14 protein-coding genes are annotated in these 16858 nt (G+C 32.4%); 5 read left to right on the plus strand and 9 right to left on the minus strand.

The features are described 5' to 3' along the window. Window positions 1-40 precede the first annotated feature (40 nt). Both QM746_RS00540 and guaB read left to right on the plus strand, forming a co-directional pair. Window positions 41-3439, plus strand: a complete 3399-nt coding sequence (locus QM746_RS00540) for a gliding motility-associated C-terminal domain-containing protein (protein ID WP_414982425.1) — start codon at window positions 41-43, stop codon at window positions 3437-3439. Between the two features lie 102 nt (window positions 3440-3541). Next, complete coding sequence (gene guaB, locus QM746_RS00545; RefSeq protein ID WP_414982426.1) at window positions 3542-5002, plus strand: IMP dehydrogenase; 1461 nt, start codon at window positions 3542-3544, stop codon at window positions 5000-5002. 79 nt (window positions 5003-5081) lie between these two features. Here guaB and QM746_RS00550 read toward each other — a convergent pair whose 3' ends face one another. The 3 genes from QM746_RS00550 to ruvC all read right to left on the minus strand — a co-directional run bounded on the left by QM746_RS00550 (window position 5082) and on the right by ruvC (window position 8239). Next, window positions 5082-6305 (minus strand): OFA family MFS transporter, encoded by a 1224-nt coding sequence (locus QM746_RS00550; RefSeq protein WP_414982427.1) that lies wholly within the window; start codon window positions 6303-6305, stop codon window positions 5082-5084. 143 nt (window positions 6306-6448) lie between these two features. After that, window positions 6449-7528 (minus strand): DUF4407 domain-containing protein, encoded by a 1080-nt coding sequence (locus tag QM746_RS00555; protein WP_414982428.1) that lies wholly within the window; start codon window positions 7526-7528, stop codon window positions 6449-6451. Window positions 7529-7684: 156 nt separating this feature from the next. Continuing rightward, entirely contained in the window at window positions 7685-8239 is a 555-nt protein-coding gene (gene ruvC, locus QM746_RS00560) for a crossover junction endodeoxyribonuclease RuvC (RefSeq protein WP_414982429.1), read from the minus strand. A 99-nt stretch (window positions 8240-8338) separates the two neighbouring features. On the opposite strand from ruvC, the gene QM746_RS00565 reads away from it, so the two are divergent. Continuing rightward, on the plus strand, window positions 8339-9568 hold the full coding sequence (locus tag QM746_RS00565; protein WP_414982430.1) for an aminotransferase class I/II-fold pyridoxal phosphate-dependent enzyme: 1230 nt from the start codon (window positions 8339-8341) through the stop codon (window positions 9566-9568). A 60-nt stretch (window positions 9569-9628) separates the two neighbouring features. Here the strand turns inward: QM746_RS00565 and QM746_RS00570 are convergent, their stop codons facing one another. Then, window positions 9629-10678 (minus strand): hypothetical protein, encoded by a 1050-nt coding sequence (locus QM746_RS00570; protein ID WP_414982431.1) that lies wholly within the window; start codon window positions 10676-10678, stop codon window positions 9629-9631. A gap of 166 nt (window positions 10679-10844) precedes the next feature. Between QM746_RS00570 and QM746_RS00575 the strand changes: the two genes are divergently transcribed. Both QM746_RS00575 and QM746_RS00580 read left to right on the plus strand, forming a co-directional pair. Beyond that, complete coding sequence (locus tag QM746_RS00575; protein ID WP_414982432.1) at window positions 10845-11168, plus strand: PadR family transcriptional regulator; 324 nt, start codon at window positions 10845-10847, stop codon at window positions 11166-11168. A 4-nt stretch (window positions 11169-11172) separates the two neighbouring features. Beyond that, the gene (locus QM746_RS00580) at window positions 11173-11889 is read left to right on the plus strand and encodes a hypothetical protein (protein WP_414982433.1); all 717 of its coding nucleotides are present in this window, start codon (window positions 11173-11175) and stop codon (window positions 11887-11889) included. Window positions 11890-11994: 105 nt separating this feature from the next. Here QM746_RS00580 and QM746_RS00585 read toward each other — a convergent pair whose 3' ends face one another. The 5 genes from QM746_RS00585 to argS form a co-directional block, all read right to left on the minus strand. Then, window positions 11995-12972 (minus strand): deoxyhypusine synthase family protein, encoded by a 978-nt coding sequence (locus QM746_RS00585; protein ID WP_414982434.1) that lies wholly within the window; start codon window positions 12970-12972, stop codon window positions 11995-11997. Between the two features lie 336 nt (window positions 12973-13308). Beyond that, window positions 13309-13455, minus strand: coding sequence for a hypothetical protein (locus tag QM746_RS00590; RefSeq protein ID WP_414982435.1), 147 nt, complete (start codon window positions 13453-13455; stop codon window positions 13309-13311). Window positions 13456-13553: 98 nt separating this feature from the next. Beyond that, window positions 13554-13946: an alternative ribosome rescue aminoacyl-tRNA hydrolase ArfB gene (arfB, locus tag QM746_RS00595; protein WP_414982436.1), complete on the minus strand. Its 393-nt coding sequence runs from the start codon at window positions 13944-13946 to the stop codon at window positions 13554-13556. 3 nt (window positions 13947-13949) lie between these two features. Beyond that, the gene (locus QM746_RS00600; RefSeq protein ID WP_414982437.1) at window positions 13950-15038 is read right to left on the minus strand and encodes an AMP-binding protein; all 1089 of its coding nucleotides are present in this window, start codon (window positions 15036-15038) and stop codon (window positions 13950-13952) included. A 1-nt stretch (window position 15039) separates the two neighbouring features. Beyond that, a complete protein-coding gene (argS, locus tag QM746_RS00605) occupies window positions 15040-16797 on the minus strand; it encodes an arginine--tRNA ligase (protein ID WP_414982438.1) in 1758 nt (585 codons plus the stop codon). Between the last annotated feature and the right edge of the window lie 61 nt (window positions 16798-16858).

Here is a 16858-nt window from a genome sequence, read left to right on the forward strand (position 1 = left end):
TTCTAAATTTTATAGTACATTTGTAGTAATTATTCAACAAATGAAGAAACTACTATATATTTTATTTTTACTTTTTGCGCATTCTTTCGTTTATAGTCAATTTGACACAGAACATTGGTTTGCTCCTTTTGCAGATAAAACCGGAGGTCAAAATGCAGAACAATATCTATATCTTTCTACCAATAAAACAGCTCCTTTTGTTGTAGAAATTTACAATAACAATATATTATACAAAAGCATCTCAATAAGTAAAGGAAATCCTGGCATTGTCCCAATAGACAGAGCGTTAATGATTTCTAGTGACGCTTCAAATTTATTTACGCCAAATAAAATGGGACTTCATCTTGTGGGCGAATATAAATTTTTTGCTCATTTCAGATTTTCTGTTTCCAATCATGCTGAAATTATAACTTCTAAAGGAAAAGCAGGACTAGGAAAAAATTTTTACACATACACTCCTCCGAATAACAACACTGCAAGTAACGCTAACTCTACTGTAGGAATTGTTGCCTCCGAAGATAATACCACAATAACTCTTGACCATTTTAATGATAATATTGTGCTATCTAACGGAGATTCTGTTAATTCTACAACGGTAAAAAACATTACTCTGAACAAAGGAGAATCTTACATTTTAGAGAGTTATGCCAATACACAAAATAACTTAATTGGTTTAAACACCTTGCACATACAATCTAATAACCCTATTTCCGTCACAAATGGAGCCTTCAATAACATTTCCCCTAATAGAGCAAACAACGATGTTTACATGGATCAGGCTAGCCCTATTGAAAGATTAGGCACAGAATATATTTCTTTAAAAGGCAATGGAAATCTTGATACTCAAATGGAAGTCCTAGCAATTATTGCTACCGAAGACAATACTTCTTTCTATGTAAATGGAAGTTCTATCCCTAGAATTCTTGCAAAAAAAGGAGATTATACTATTGTTCCCAGTTCAGACTATGTTAATACAAATTCTAGTGTAGATGCTTATAACATTTATATAAAATCTGACAAAAAAATATACGTTTATCAAATGTTAGCCGGCGTAGATGTTGGTAGCAGTGGACAAGGTTCTGCTAATTCTTACGCTTCTGGTGGAATGAATATTTTACCACAACTTGCTTGTTTACTCCCAAATAAGATTGATGAATTTGCAAACGTAAACGAAATAGGATATCAAAGTAATTTTAATGTAAGACTAAATGTAATTACAGAAAAAGGAGCTACAATAAAAATAAATGGAACTGTAGCTTCTAGCATCAATGGTCCTTTTGCAGTTCAAGGTACTAATGATTGGGAAACTTATGTTTTTCCTAACGTAAGCGGAAACATCGCTATAGAATCTACCAAAGCAGTAACAGCTGGTATTTCTGGTGGCTCTGGTGCTGTAGGTTTTGGTGGATATTTCGCAGGATTTAATTCTAATCCAATTATCTCAAAAGGTGGAGATTGCGACAAAGGAAACGTTACATTAGAGGTAGATAATACTTATACCAACTATCAATGGTTTTTAAACGGACAACCATACACCGGAGATGGCGCAAACACTTACATCATCCATCCTACAGAAAGCGGAGACTACTACGTGCACATAGAAAAACAAGGTTGCGGAACCTTAGACTCTCCTATTTTCAGTTTCCAAAGATGTCCTTTTAAATCTTCTAATTCTGTTGAAATAAGCAATTGTAATCCAACTTACACCACTAATACCCCAGCGTTCTCTGTATCAACTCAAACCGTAGATTACAGCACCGTTAAAATTACCTCTCTTCCTACTAACGGAACCGTTACCATCAATACAACAACAGGCAAAATAACCTATACACTTACTAATCTTTCTGCTTTAACTGATACTTTTACGTATAGTTTTTCTAGCACAGACCCAAAATTTCCAGATACTGAATATATAACAGTAAACATCAATGTGAACTATTTAAAAGTTTTTGGTGGTGAAACTTTCACTTGTATAAAGCCAGATAAAACAGGAGATTTTGACCTCAGCAAAGCTGTAATTTCTAATGATACCAACATCACTAGCATTGAATATTTCGAAAGTTACAATTCTCTTACCAAAACCTTTACTAATCTTATCAGTAATTTTACAAGCTACAACTCTCTTCCTAAAACAATTTATGCAAAAGTAACCAACAGTTACGGCTGTACAGATGTAGCAACAATTGAACTAAAATTTTATCCAATCCCAAATATTGACACTGTAAAATTCAATTCTACGCTTTGTGACACCGATTTGGATGGATTATACGAGCCAGATTTTGATGAAATTTCCAAAACAATCGTTAATAATTCTTCGGATTTTGATATTTATTACTTTGATAATTCTGGTTATAATTTCCCCGCACTTCCGAAATCTTGGACATACACAACACCAACAAGAGTTTACGTTTTAGTAGCATCTAAAAATGGTTGTACCAGCGCAACAGGTTTTATAGATTTTAAAATAGGAACTAAAATTTCTGTAAATGATATTTCTGGTTCTGTTTGCGACAACGATTTAAACGGAAAAGAAGACACCAAAATATCTAATTTTCTTCCCGCTTTAACAAATGGAACTTCTTATTATTACTATGACACACTAGCAAAGGCACAAGAAGCAAAATCTGGTACTACAATTCCAGACGAAAAGATAATTACAGCTAATACCACTTTTTATATTAGAACAGAAAACCCTTCATTTTGTCCAAATGTTTTTGCTTTACAGATTGTTTTTAATCAGCCAGAAACATCTTCAAAAATTCATGATTTAACCATTTGCAAAAACACTACTACAACAATTAATGCTGGAACAAATTTCACATACTACAAATGGAGCAACGGAACCGAAGGACAATTCGCAGAAGAAGCAGAATACGGAGTTGGAACTCATTTTGTAGAACTTACTTCCCAAAATGGCTGTGTTTACAAACAAACCTTCACTATTTCTGAAGCAGAAGACCCAACGTTCGACTCTGTTATAGAACTAGGAAACTCTATAACTGTAAATATTTCTGGCGGGAAACCTCCTTACGAATATTCTTTAGATAAAATCAACTGGCAAACATCCAATGTTTTTAATAATCTTAAAAGAGGTTTACAAGTTGTTTACGTAAGAGACAGCTACAAATGTACTCCAATAGAATATGAATTTTTAATATTTAACCAAATAAATGCCATTACACCGAATGGAGACGGCATAAACGATGTTTTAGATTATTCTGATTTGAAAGTAAAAAAAGACGTAAAAATTCTAATTTTTGATAGATACGGAAGAAAAGTTTACTCTAACGAAAAACAATCTACTTACATTTGGGATGGCACCAGCAACGGAAGAGTTCTACCAACCGGAACTTATTGGTATATCTTAGAATGGACAGAACCAGACAATGGCGCTAAATTAAGCTTCAAAGATTGGATTCTAATTAAAGAAAGAAACTAAAAATCCAAAAAAAGATTTCAAATTATTGAAATCTTTTTTTGTTAATGTAAATTTAATTTTCATAATAACAAAAAATCTATTAATTTTGCAAAGAAAGTAAAGATGAGTATTCACAGTAAAATTGTAGAAACTGCCATCACTTTCGATGACGTTCTTCTTATCCCTTCTTATTCAGAAGTTTTACCTAGTCAGGTTTCCCTTAAATCTAGAATTTCAGACAAAATAACGCTTAATGTACCTATCGTTTCTGCGGCAATGGACACCGTTACAGAAGCAGATTTGGCTATTGCATTAGCAAGAGTAGGTGGTCTTGGTTTCATTCATAAAAACATGCCTATTTCAGAACAAGCAGCACAAGTAAATCGTGTAAAACGTTCGGAAAACGGAATGATTTCAGACCCTGTTACCCTTTCTAAGAACCATACTTTAGCAGAAGCTAAAGAATTAATGGCAAAATATAAAATTTCTGGTTTGCCAGTTGTAGATGCAGAAAACAAGTTGATTGGAATTATCACCAACCGTGATGTAAAATATCAGGAACACGACAATCAAAAAGTGGAAGAGTTAATGACCAAAGAAAACCTCATCACTTCTGACAAATCTACCACGCTAGAAGATGCTAAAAAAATTCTTTTAGAAAACAGAATCGAAAAACTCCCAATTGTAGATGCCGAAAATCATTTGGTTGGCTTAATTACGATTAAAGACATAGACAACCAATTAGAATATCCTTATGCCAACAAAGACCAAAACGGAAGACTAATTGTAGGCGCTGGTGTTGGCGTTGGCGAAGATACAATGGAACGTGTAGCTGCATTAGTAGAAGCTGGTGTAGATATTATAGCAGTAGATTCTGCACACGGACATTCTAAAGGTGTTCTCAACAAAATTTCTGAAATTAGAAATGGTTTCCCAGATTTGGACATCGTTGGCGGAAACATCGTAACTGCAGATGCTGCCGAAGCTCTTATCAATGCTGGAGCTAATGTTCTAAAGGTAGGTGTTGGGCCTGGTTCTATCTGTACAACCAGAGTTGTTGCAGGTGTTGGTGTTCCTCAGTTATCTGCGATTTACAACGTTTACGAAAAAGCTAAAGAATATAATGTAGCGGTAATTGCAGATGGTGGAATAAAACTTTCTGGTGATATTGTAAAAGCCATCGCTTCTGGTGCTGGCGCAGTAATGCTAGGTTCATTATTAGCTGGAACCGAAGAAGCTCCTGGAGACGAAATTATCTTCCAAGGTAGAAAATTCAAATCTTATCAGGGAATGGGAAGTTTAGCTGCAATGAAACGTGGCGGTAAAGAGCGTTATTTTCAATCTGAAGCTAAGAAATTTGTACCAGAAGGTATTGAAGGAAGAGTTCCTCACAAAGGAAAATTAGAAGATGTGATTTTCCAATTAACTGGTGGTATTAGAGCCGGAATGGGATATTGCGGAACTCCAAATATTGAAACGCTTCAAAAAGAAGGTAAAATGGTGATGATTACAGGTTCTGGACTTAAAGAATCTCATCCTCACGATGTAATTATTACGCAAGAAGCTCCGAATTATTCACTTTAATTCTTAGGAACTATAAATACACAAATCTCTCAAAATTTTGAGAGATTTTTTTATGCTGAAAATTTATATTTAAAAAAAATTAAGCTACCTTCTTATCATTCTTCACAAAAAAGGTAAGCAAGATTCCTATTAAAATTAAGAATAAAGCAACCATAAAAGAATTGGTTCCTGCTTCGGCACCGAAATTGTCTTTCATGTAAGCTGTAATTTGAGGACCAATAATTCCGCCAACTCCCCAAGCCGTTAGAGCAACGCCATACATTGTTGCCATTAATTTTGCTCCGTAAGATTCTTTTACCAAAGACGGAACAACTCCGAAAGCACCACCATAATTTAATAAAACAATACAAACACCTATTGAAAACATCATCGGATTTTTAGTGAAAATTAATCCTGTAAATACCAATGCTTCTACTATTAATAAAATTCTAAATGTATTAATTCTGCCCAATTTATCTGATGCACTTCCCCAAACAAATCTTCCCAAACCATTGAACAAGGCACTCATGGCAATTAATGTCGCGCCTTTATGTTCCAAAGATAATTGGTCTGTAAGCCCTTCTGCTTTTAATAAATCTTGCAAAAGCGGCGATTGAAAAGAAATGAAAATCATTCCTGCAATTACAGCAAATGTGAACATTACCCAAATAAAAATAAAATTTTTAGAAAAAATTTCTGGTAAAGGATTCACTTTTTCGGTTGAAACCTCAGTTGTTTTCTCTTGTGCTGGCATTGATAGAAAATTCGCGAAAAGTGGTAAAAACACCAACATAATAATTCCTATTGCTAAGAAAGTTTTTGGCAAACTATTTTCGAAATAATTTAAGAAAATCGGAGCTAATAATTTTGCCATCAAAAGAGCTCCCAAGCCAAATCCCATCACCACCATTCCTGTTACCAAACCTTGTTTATCTGGAAACCATTTTGATGCAACTGCAACAGGAGTTACATAAGCCAAACCTAATCCAATTCCGCCAACAATTCCGTAACCGAAATAAAGTAGAATTAAACTTTCGTTTTTTAAGGCAAAATAAGAAATAATATATCCTAAAGAATACAAAACAGAACCAATAAGTGCTAATTTTCTAGAACCATATTTTGGTAAATTAATACCTCCCCAACTTGCCGTAATCCCTAGCATAAAGATGGCAATACTAAACGTCCAAGCTGTTTGAGAATTAGACCAGCCGAAAGTTTCTGTAACTTTTCCTTGGAAAAAACTCCACGCATAAACCGTTCCTAAACACAAATGCACCAATGTTGCCATTATTGCTATAAACCATCTTTTACCAGAATTCTGCATCGTTATATTGTTTAAAATTAGACGCTGCAAAGCTACAATGATTTACATTTTTTCAGAATTTTTGCAATGTGAATTATAGCAGGTTTTTGAAAATTATTTTCGCCCTATTTCTTTGACTTTTATGCAATTGTAGAGTGATAATTTTAGTCTTTTCCTAAATTATTTTTGAAATCTTCTATCCTAAAATCTGTACCAGCATTTCCTTTTTCTATTTTTTCTTTAGCGTACAATCGGTAATCATTTTCGGTTTTATCAAGAAGATAATCATAAGGTCCCACAGAAGAAATCAATTTTACCAAAACCGGCGAAATTTCTAAAGTAATAAACATCATCATAATGAAAAACGTTGCCAAAGCCATCACGCTATTGGTGTCTCCAAGTTCTGATAAAGCTTGCAATCTTGCTGCAAAACCATTAAATTTATTCTCTGCTTGTTCAGAGTTTTTTTGTTCGGTTTGTAAATTTTTATAAACTCCAGAAATTTGTTCGTCCAAATATTTTAATCTAGGTTCTACTTGTTTTTGATAGTCTGCTAAATCTTTTCTGCGCTGTTCTTTCAGTTCAGATTTTCTTTTAGCATTACTTCCAAAACCTACTTTCCCAGAAGTTAAACCTGTTTTTGTACCCAAAATTTCTTTTTCTAATTCTACGTTTGCAGAATCAAAACTGGTTTGTTTTGCGGCAATTTGTTTCTGAATTTGAGCTTTTTCTTCAGCATAAGGACCAGATTGTTGCATAATTCTACCGTTCATGGTTTTTTGAAGCTCCGTTTTATTTCTTTGAATAATGGTATTGAGTTGTTTATTAACTTCTTTTTCAAAAATTTTCAATTCTAAAGGTTTAGAAATTACAATTCCTAGAAAAATAGCCAAAATAAGACGAGGAACTGCCATAAAAAACTGATTCCAAAAGGTTCCTGTTTTTTTAATAGACGAAACAATGTATCGGTCTAAATTAAAAATCATTAATCCCCAAAGAATTCCGAAACTTACAGAAATTATTTCGTCTTCGAAAACCGTATACATTGCATAACTCGCCGAAAGCGTAGCAAAAACTGCGGTAAATAGTACAATTCCGCCAATTCCTGCATATTTATTCCATTCGCTGGGAGATTTTTTTAGAATGTGAATATTAGCTCCAGAACAAATCATTAAAAATTGCTGAAACCAATTCATTTTGTGTTGTGAAGCACTTTTATGAGGAGTGTTGTTTTTATTTTCCATAAATATTTTAATTGATTGGTCGTATAATAACGTTACAATGTTACGAATAGTATTAGGTTTTACACAGTAAAATATTTGTAAACTTATTTTACAAAATTAAAACACTGAAAAACAATCAACTAAAATTTGAATTTACAAAAATAGAAAACAGAAATTTTACTTAATTCTATCTGGATTTTGCTTTAGAAAACTTTCCCAACCGGTATAACTTTTTTCTTTATCTGCCTTTCCGAGATTAAAACTATGACAAACAGCTACTGCCAAACCATCAGTTGCATCTAAATATTTGGTAGGAAATTCTTTTAAATTTAACAAATTTTGAAGCATTCCTGCAACTTGTTCTTTGCTGGCATTACCATTTCCCGTAATGGCCATTTTTACTTTTTTGGGAGAATATTCTGTAATAGGAACTTCACGATGAAGACTTGCTGCCATTGCTACGCCTTGCGCTCTTCCCAATTTGAGCATAGATTGTACGTTTTTACCATAAAATGGAGCTTCTAAAGCTACTTCGTCTGGATGATATTGGTCTATAAGAGCCAAAGTTCTATCAAAAATTTTTTTGAGTTTAATTTCGTGTGTTGGTTCTTTTTTCATCACCAACTCATCTATAGCCAGCAACTTAATTTTATTTTTAAAAATAGAAATAATGCCAAAACCCATTACTGCGGTTCCGGGGTCGATTCCTAAAATAATTTTTTCTGTATTCACATTACAAATTTAGAAAGAATAATCTAAATAATTTTAACACTATTCCTATCGGAATAGTATGAATTATTTTTATATTTGCACTTGAAATGATTTTTAAACATGGATATTTTTGATAGAATTGAAAGAAACCCTGGCCCTCTAGGCGAATTTGCAGATTATGCAGAAGGAGAATATGCTTTCCCTGTATTGGAAGGGGAAATCTCCACAAAAATGAAATTTAAAGGAAAAGAGATGTTAATCTTTAGCTTGAATAACTATTTAGGTCTTGCTAATCATCCTGAAATACGAAAAATAGATGCCGAAACTGGCAAAAAATATGGTTTAGCCTATCCTATGGGCTCTAGAGCAATGACGGCTCAAACAAAATATCATATACAATTAGAAAAAGAATTGGCAGAATTTTCTCAGAAAGAATCTTCATTATTACTAAATTTTGGTTATCAAGGTATGTTCTCAATGCTCGATACTTTACTTTGTAGAAACGATGTAATAATTTATGACAGCGAATCACACGCGTGCGCAATAGATGGAATAAGACTTCACAGAGGGAAACATTATGCTTTTGAACATAATAATATTGAGAGCCTTGAAAAAGTTTTAAAAAAAGCTCAAAAACACACCGAAATTACAGGCGGTGGAATCTTGGTTTTAACGGAAGGTGTATTTAGTATGAATGGTGAACAAGGAAAAATTAAAGAAATTGTTGCACTTAAAAAAAATTACAAATTCAGACTTTTAGTAGACGATGCACATGGTTTTGGTGTGATGGGGAAAGAAGGCAGAGGAATAGGAGAAGAACAAAATGTTCAAGATGAAATAGACCTCTATTTTTCTACATTCACTAAATCATTTGCAGGTTTTGGAGCCTTTGTCTCAGGAAAAAAATCGGTGATTCAATATATAAAATATAATATTCGTTCTCAAATATTTGCAAAAGCTCTTCCTCTTGTAATGGTTATTGGATTACTAAAAAGGTTAGAAATAATGAAAGCTAATCCTTATCTAAGAACAAAACTTTGGGAAAACGTAAAATTATTACAAAACGGATTAAAAAAAATAGGACATAATATTGGCAAAGCTAATACTTGCATTACTCCCGTTTTTCTAGAAGGTACAACTATTGAAGCAACACTTATTGTAAAAGACTTACGAGAAACATACGGAATTTTTACAAGCATAGTTGTATATCCTGTAATTCCTAAAGGTTTAATAATGCTTAGAATTATCCCAACTGCTGAACACACAAAAACAGATATAGAGAGATTACTTTATGCTTTTGAACAAATTCAATTGAATATTACCAACAACAAGTACAAAACTGCTTCTTAATTATTTATAGACATATCAATCAAACCAAATACTCCTTAATTTAATATTTTGGAGTATTTTTTATCTCATATTAGAACTTCTGTAATTTTTAATTACAAAATTTAATCCTGCCTCTAAAATATCTCCCATTGTAGTACATTTTTTAAATTTAGAATTAAAAGTAAGCTTTTGAAGCGCTGTTTTCAATTCTTCTACACTTTCTGGTTTAGAAATATGATCTTGCTTCATTATGTCAATTAAATGTTCTAATCTGCTATCATTACTTGCGCGTTTTGCAATGGCAGAACGAACTTCTTTTCGGTACTGTTCAATAGAATTGGTTCTTAATTTCTCTTGAACCAAATCTACCATCTTCTTATTTTCTTTGAAATATTGAGGCAAATAAATTTTAAGATTTCCCTCATAGCATTGCTGGTCAAAATCTATTGGACGAATTCTGTAAACTACTTGGTCAAAATCGTGAGTAGGAATAATAACATAGTTGTAAGAACGCATATCTCCAAGCAAACCAATCATACAACGTTCGTTAAACTTCACAAATTCTTTTGCAATTTGTGCTTTTTCTAAAGGCGAACATTGCTCTAAATGTTGATCAATAAAAACATCTCCCGGAATTCCCAAAATATGTTCTTCAATTAAAGTATCTTTATACAAAAGGAAATTAATACGATTTGGAGACAAAATTTCTTCTAATTCTAGACCGTAAATTCTTGAAGCATCAGCCTTTTTGATGTAAAAATTGGTATAATTATCATTCAAAATATTACGAACTCTAATTCTGAAAGGTTTAGAATTTCCAAAAGTGCAAAAATGTATAGAATCTACCGTAAGAAAAGGCAAAACATCTACATCTCCATCCGAATGCAATAAGGTATAAATTTTGTTAAGATTAGACTCTATCTCATCATGCTCGAATTCTGGATAATAAACACTTAGCCAAAGTGTGTCTTTTCCCTCTTTGTCTAAAACGGGCGTATAATCTGAAAAACGCAAAAGGTCATCATAAAAAAAACGAATATTAGTGAGACGATTGTTCTTCTCCAGATAATCCATCAAATCTGGATTAACGGGATACATTGGCTTTCTAAACTCTATTTTTACGTCATTCATTTTTTTAACATTCTTAAATTCAAAGATACAAAAAAGTTTTTCTGCAATTATTTTCAATAAAAATTAAAAGAACTTAATAATACATAAGAAAATTATGTATAATTTTGTTATGTATTACAAATTAAGATTTTCAAAGTTTTGATTTTTAATTTAACTTTTAATTTTCATGAAAAAAAACGCATTATATAAAGGCACTTTGCAAAATATTGTACTAAAACTTCTGGCAAAAGAAGTTAAAATGTATGGTTACCAAATTACGCAACGTGCAAAAGAACTTACAAAAGGCGAACTAGAGATGACGGAAGGTGCTCTTTACCCTATTCTGCACAAATTAGAAAACAAAGGCATTATCTTTTCTGAAATGCAAACTGTAAACGGAAGAGACCGAAAATATTATCTTTTAACAGAAAAAGGAAGAAAGCAACAAGCCACACAAGAAGAAGAAATGAAGAGTTATTTATTTAACCTAAATGCTATTTTTAATATTTAAAACTATGATAACCGAAACTCAACTCACAGAAATCCGCAATTATTTGCTTTCTAAGAAGCTTCCAATTGATATTCTTATTGAAGTAAACGACCATTTTATTTCTCAAATTTCAGATTTGCAGAGAGACGAAAACTTGAGTTTTGATGAAGCGTTTGAGAAAGTGAAAGAAGGTTGGAAGGAAGAGCTTCACTTATTTTGGGATAAAACTTGGGATTTAGTTGACACCAATAAACTAAATAAAAAAATAAATAAAGAGAATAATATTACAATATTAAAGCTAAGTCTAAAATTATTTGCTACGCTCTTTGTAATCTTATTTATACTAGCTAAATTTTTCAACCAAATCACGTTCAACTATATAGTAAATGTAATACTTTTCACAATTACATTTTTCCCAATATTACAATTAATTGTACAATACAAAAACTTTAAGTTGATAAAAAAATACGAAAACTACAAGCTTACCTACTTTCAAGATGGGAGCCTATTATCTCTTAGCACCTTAGGCGTTTTTTTAAATTCAATAAGTAAATTAAATACAAATTCAGATTATATATATCAACTCCTCAACTTCAACATAATTAATTATCCCAACAATAATCCTACTCTTAACATGCTTATTCTACTATTTTTAAGTTTAGGAAATTTTTATATTATCATTTCTCAAAAAAATTATTTAAGGCAAATCCAAAAAGTAAAACCTTTTTTGAAGTATTTATAGCTTTTATTTAAATCATGATTCTCAATCATAAAAAACGCCCAAAATAATTTGAGCGTTTGTATTTTAACTTGCATCTAGCATCAAACATCCTTCATCCAGCAATTTTTAAGAATTTTCTAAAATATATTTAAACATTAATGGCGCACAAATGGTAGCGTCACTCTCCACAATAAATTTAGGTGTCGTAATATCTAATTTCCCCCAAGTAATTTTTTCATTAGGTACTGCTCCAGAATAAGAACCGTAAGAAGTGGTAGAATCTGAAATCTGACAGAAATAACTCCAGAAAGGAATATCGTGCATTTCCATATCTTGATACAACATTGGCACCACACAAATTGGGAAATCTCCTGCAATTCCACCTCCAATTTGGAAGAAACCAACTCCTTTTCCTGCGCAATTTTTTGGATACCAATCTGCTAAATACATCATATATTCAATTCCAGATTTCATGGTAGAAGCTTTCAAATCTCCTTTAATACAATAAGACGCAAAAATATTACCCATTGTAGAATCTTCCCAACCTGGTACTATAATTGGCAAATTTTTCTCCGCAGCAGCAATCATCCAAGAATTTTCTCTTGGTATTTCGTGATATTGTTCTAGAACTCCAGAAAGAATCATTTTATACATATACTCGTGCGGAAAATATCTTTCTCCTTTAGAATCAGCATCTTTCCAAATTTCAAAAATATGTTTCTGCAATCTTCTAAATGCTTCTTCTTCTGGGATACAAGTATCAGTAACTCTATTCAATCCTCTTTCTAGCAAATCCCACTCTTCTTGAGGCGTAAGATCTCTGTAATGAGGTACTCTTTCGTAGTGAGAATGCGCTACCAAATTCATTAAATCTTCTTCTAAATTCGCTCCAGTACAAGAAATAATATCTACTTTGTCCTCGCGAATCATATCTGCTAAAATTTTACCCATTTCTGCGGTTGACATTGCTCCAGCAAGCGTTATCATCATTTTACCACCATCTTTTAGGTGCGCTACATAACCTTTTGCAGCATCTACCAAAGCAGCAGCATTAAAATGCAAATAATATTTTTCTATAAATTCGGTAATCGGTTTATTGCTCATTATAATAAGAATTTTTGCAAAGATAAGATTTTTGCAGGAAGTTAGAAGCTGGAAGCCAGAAGTTTTTAGGAGCAAGACATTTGTACTTATTTTTCAATTAAAGCCCCGCTTTCACTACTCGCTTTTTTTCTGTCATTGCGATGAGTGAAGAATGAACGAAGAAGCAATCTATTGAACTTTTCCAAAAAATCGAAACAATAATAACTCAGAAAAAAGAGCTCAAACAGACCGTTCAATCGGGGCTAGAGTTCACTTTCGATTTTTGATTCACTTTTATTGACTACCCCGTCAAAAATTTTTAAAATTTTTGCCACCCCTTCTGAAAGAAGGGGAATTTCAATCCAAAGAATTAATTAGCACATAATATCGAAAAGCCAAAACTCCTTTTTGAAATTTGGTTAATTTCGTTGGGTCTAGATGACTGTATTTTGGTAAGAATTTTTTGTTGAATCTATTGATAATTCTGAAGAGAGATTTTTTCATATTTCTATATTTGTATCGCTCCTACGGAGCTTTGTACTAAACGTTACTTAAAATTTCTACAAATTTTTGATTCCTACGGAACCAATTTTTAAAATTTTTTAAAACCTAAATTTTCTATTTTCTTTCTTTTCAGAGAGTTTCTTTTTGCTTTCTAAGCGTTTTTCTACTTTGGCTTTGCTTGGTTTCGTAGCTATTCTTTTCTTGGGAACTATCAAAGATTTATTCACCAATTCCTGAATTTTTCCGGTAGCAATCTTTTTATTTTGCAGTTGAGTTCTGCTCTCCGAAACCGTCAACTGAAGAATTCCTTCCACATTGATTCTATTTTTCAATTTCAAAGCAATTCTTTCTTTCTCCAAATCTGTAAAAACCATAGAATCCTCTACCTTCCATAAAACCGTTACAGAAGTTTCTACTTTGTTTACGTTTTGTCCGCCACTTCCGCTACTTCGGGAAGTTTTGAAAGAAAGTTCATGCTGGAAATTTTTCATTAACTAAATAATTTTCAAAATTTCTTTCCTCAAAACCTTTCCATTTTCGGCTCTAGGAAATTTCTCTAAAAATAAGATTTCTTTCGGAATGTGAAACTTAATTTTAAATTTAATATTTGAAATTTGAAATTTGATTTCTGTCATGCTGAGCGGAGTCGAAGCATCTTCAATTACCAAAACCAATTTCTCTCCTAAAATCTCGTCTGGTTTCCCTATAAAAACTAAATCTTGGGAAATATGTTTTTTAACTAAATTTTCTAATTCTTCGGCAAAGATTTTCACTCCACCAGAATTAATCACATTATCAAATCTTCCTAAAAATTTGAATTGTTTATTGTCACATTGAGCATAAACCGAAGGTTTACGAACGGAGTTCATGAAATGCTTTATCTCAACTATATCATTGGTTTGTAAAACTTCTGTATTGAGTTTTGGAGCTGATATTTTCAAACAATTTCTTTCGTCAACTGAAATTTCAACGTTTTCAAAAACCGTAAAATATTCTTCCTGAACGGGCGCAATTTGTTTCAAAGCAATGTGAGAAAGCGTTTCGCTCATTCCGTAAGTCTCGTAAATTTTGTTTGATGCTGAATGCTGGATGCTAGATGTTAATTGAGATTTTAAATTTTCAGAAACTGCCGCTCCACCAATGATAAGATTTTTGATAAGGTGAATATTATCCAAAGAATTTTGAACTTGCAAAGGTGTCATTGCACAAAAACAGACATTGTCTGCTTTATTTTTTAAAAATAATAATGGTTCTAGCGAGGGTGCTACTATAATTATTTTCAGTTTTCTTTCAATGGCTCTTACCAGCATCATTTTCCCAGAAATATATTGAACTGGCAAACAAAGTAAAGCAATATCTCCCTCTTTTAAGCCCAGAAAATCACAAGTCATTTTTGCAGAATTGAGCATTTTAGATTTCTCAATTTGAAAAATTTTTGGCGTACCTGTAGAACCAGAAGTTTGCACAGAAACTGTCTCAGAACTTGAAAACCATTCTTGCAAAAAGGAAATCACTTTTTCCTCAAACTCATTTTTTGGAAAAAGTGATTTTATATTGATATTTTCAGAAAAATCTAAAATCATTTTACATTCTATTTACAACCCCAATTCCTAGAAGATTTAAAGCTTTTTTGATGGTTTTCGCGGTTAAATCAGAGATTTGAAGTTTAAATTGTTTTGCATTTTCGTCTTCCAACGTCATCACAGGATTATTTTGGTAGAAAGAATTATATGACTTTACCAAATCGTAAACGTAATTGGCAACTTGTGCCGGACTTAAAGTTTCTGCCGCTTTTTCTACAACTTCCTTAAAATTAGACAATTGCATGATTAATTCTTTTTCAGAATCATTTGGTTGATAATTTCCAAAATCTCCTTCTGTAAAATTCGCTCTATTCAATAAAGATTGAATTCTGGCATAAGTATATTGAATAAAAGGCCCTGTATTTCCATTGAAATCGATACTTTCTGCAGGGTTGAAAAGCATTTTCTTTTTAGGATCTACTTTCAGCATAAAATATTTCAGCGCTCCTAAGCCTACAATTTCGTAAGATTTTTCTTTTTCTTCGCCAGACAAACCTTCTAGTTTTCCTAATTCTTCAGATTTTTCTTTTGCGGTAACGTACATTTCTTGCATTAAATCATCAGCGTCAACCACTGTTCCTTCACGAGATTTCATTTTTCCTTCTGGCAACTCTACCATTCCGTAAGAAAGGTGATAGAGTTGATTTGCCCAATCGAAACCTAACTTTTTCAGGATTAAAAACAATACTTGGAAGTGATAATCTTGTTCGTTTCCAACGGTATAAATCAGTTTTTGAATATCATTTTGCTTGAAACGTTCTACAGCAGTTCCTAAATCTTGTGTCATGTAAACCGAAGTTCCATCGCCACGAAGAACCAGTTTTTGGTCGAGACCATCTTCCGTTAAGTCTATCCAAACCGAATTGTCTTCTTTTTTGAAAAAAACACCTTTTGCTAGACCTTCTTCGATGATGTCTTTTCCTAAAAGATAAGTATTGCTTTCGTATTGAACTTGGTCGAAATCTACACCTAATCTTTTATAAGTTTCATTAAAACCTGCATAAACCCAAGCGTTCATTTTCTCCCAAAGTTCTCTCACTTCAGGTTTGTTTTGTTCCCAATCTAAGAGCATTTTTTGAGCTTCTAAAATTATTGGCGCTTGTTTTTTTGCAGTTTCTTCGTCTAAACCTTGTTCTTTAAGTTCTGAAATTTGAGATTTATAATTTTTATCGAATTCTACATAATAATTACCAACTAGTTTATCTCCTTTTAAGCCAGAGGTTTCTGGAGTTTCTCCGTTTCCAAATTTTTCCCAAGCGAGCATAGATTTGCAAATGTGGATTCCTCTATCGTTGATGATTTGAGTTTTCACCACATTATAGCCAGCTTCTTTTAGAATTTGAGCCACTGAAAAGCCTAATAAATTATTTCTAATGTGCCCAAGGTGTAATGGTTTGTTGGTATTAGGAGAAGAATATTCTACCATTACCGTTTGGTTTTTATTTTCTTTAACCTCGAATTGAGCAACTATTTCTTTAAAATTTTGAATAAAAGCTTCATTATTTACAGATAAATTCAAAAAACCTTTTACTACATTGTATGCTTCTACTACGTTTTGTTTTTTCAATTCTTCACCAAGTTCATTGCCCAAAACATCTGGGCTTTTCTTTGCCAGTTTCACCAAAGGAAAAATTACGACCGTAAAATCTCCTTCGAAATCTGTTTTGTTTTGTTGAACTTCTAAGGTAAGATTCTCAATTTGATAATTGTTTTTAAGAATTTCTGAAATTGTGTTTTGTATATGCTGCTTAATATCCATTTTCAAAATAATTTATGCAAAGATAATAAATAAAAAAACCACCCGAAAATCGGATGGTTTT

Origin of the sequence: Cloacibacterium sp. (assembly GCF_047601505.1) — a bacterium.
Taxonomy (GTDB): Bacteria; Bacteroidota; Bacteroidia; order Flavobacteriales; family Weeksellaceae; genus Cloacibacterium.

What these genes read in the sequence shown, in the direction of transcription:
- QM746_RS00540 (WP_414982425.1), top strand. Translation starts at nt 41, where the DNA reads ATGAAGAAACTACTATATATTTTATTTTTACTTTTTGCGCATTCTTTC.
- guaB (WP_414982426.1), top strand. Translation starts at nt 3,542, where the DNA reads ATGAGTATTCACAGTAAAATTGTAGAAACTGCCATCACTTTCGATGAC.
- QM746_RS00550 (WP_414982427.1), bottom strand. Translation starts at nt 6,305, where the DNA reads ATGCAGAATTCTGGTAAAAGATGGTTTATAGCAATAATGGCAACATTG.
- QM746_RS00555 (WP_414982428.1), bottom strand. Translation starts at nt 7,528, where the DNA reads ATGGAAAATAAAAACAACACTCCTCATAAAAGTGCTTCACAACACAAA.
- QM746_RS00565 (WP_414982430.1), top strand. Translation starts at nt 8,339, where the DNA reads ATGGATATTTTTGATAGAATTGAAAGAAACCCTGGCCCTCTAGGCGAA.
- QM746_RS00570 (WP_414982431.1), bottom strand. Translation starts at nt 10,678, where the DNA reads ATGAATGACGTAAAAATAGAGTTTAGAAAGCCAATGTATCCCGTTAAT.
- QM746_RS00575 (WP_414982432.1), top strand. Translation starts at nt 10,845, where the DNA reads ATGAAAAAAAACGCATTATATAAAGGCACTTTGCAAAATATTGTACTA.
- QM746_RS00580 (WP_414982433.1), top strand. Translation starts at nt 11,173, where the DNA reads ATGATAACCGAAACTCAACTCACAGAAATCCGCAATTATTTGCTTTCT.
- QM746_RS00585 (WP_414982434.1), bottom strand. Translation starts at nt 12,972, where the DNA reads ATGAGCAATAAACCGATTACCGAATTTATAGAAAAATATTATTTGCAT.
- QM746_RS00590 (WP_414982435.1), bottom strand. Translation starts at nt 13,455, where the DNA reads ATGAAAAAATCTCTCTTCAGAATTATCAATAGATTCAACAAAAAATTC.
- arfB (WP_414982436.1), bottom strand. Translation starts at nt 13,946, where the DNA reads ATGAAAAATTTCCAGCATGAACTTTCTTTCAAAACTTCCCGAAGTAGC.
- QM746_RS00600 (WP_414982437.1), bottom strand. Translation starts at nt 15,038, where the DNA reads ATGATTTTAGATTTTTCTGAAAATATCAATATAAAATCACTTTTTCCA.
- argS (WP_414982438.1), bottom strand. Translation starts at nt 16,797, where the DNA reads ATGGATATTAAGCAGCATATACAAAACACAATTTCAGAAATTCTTAAA.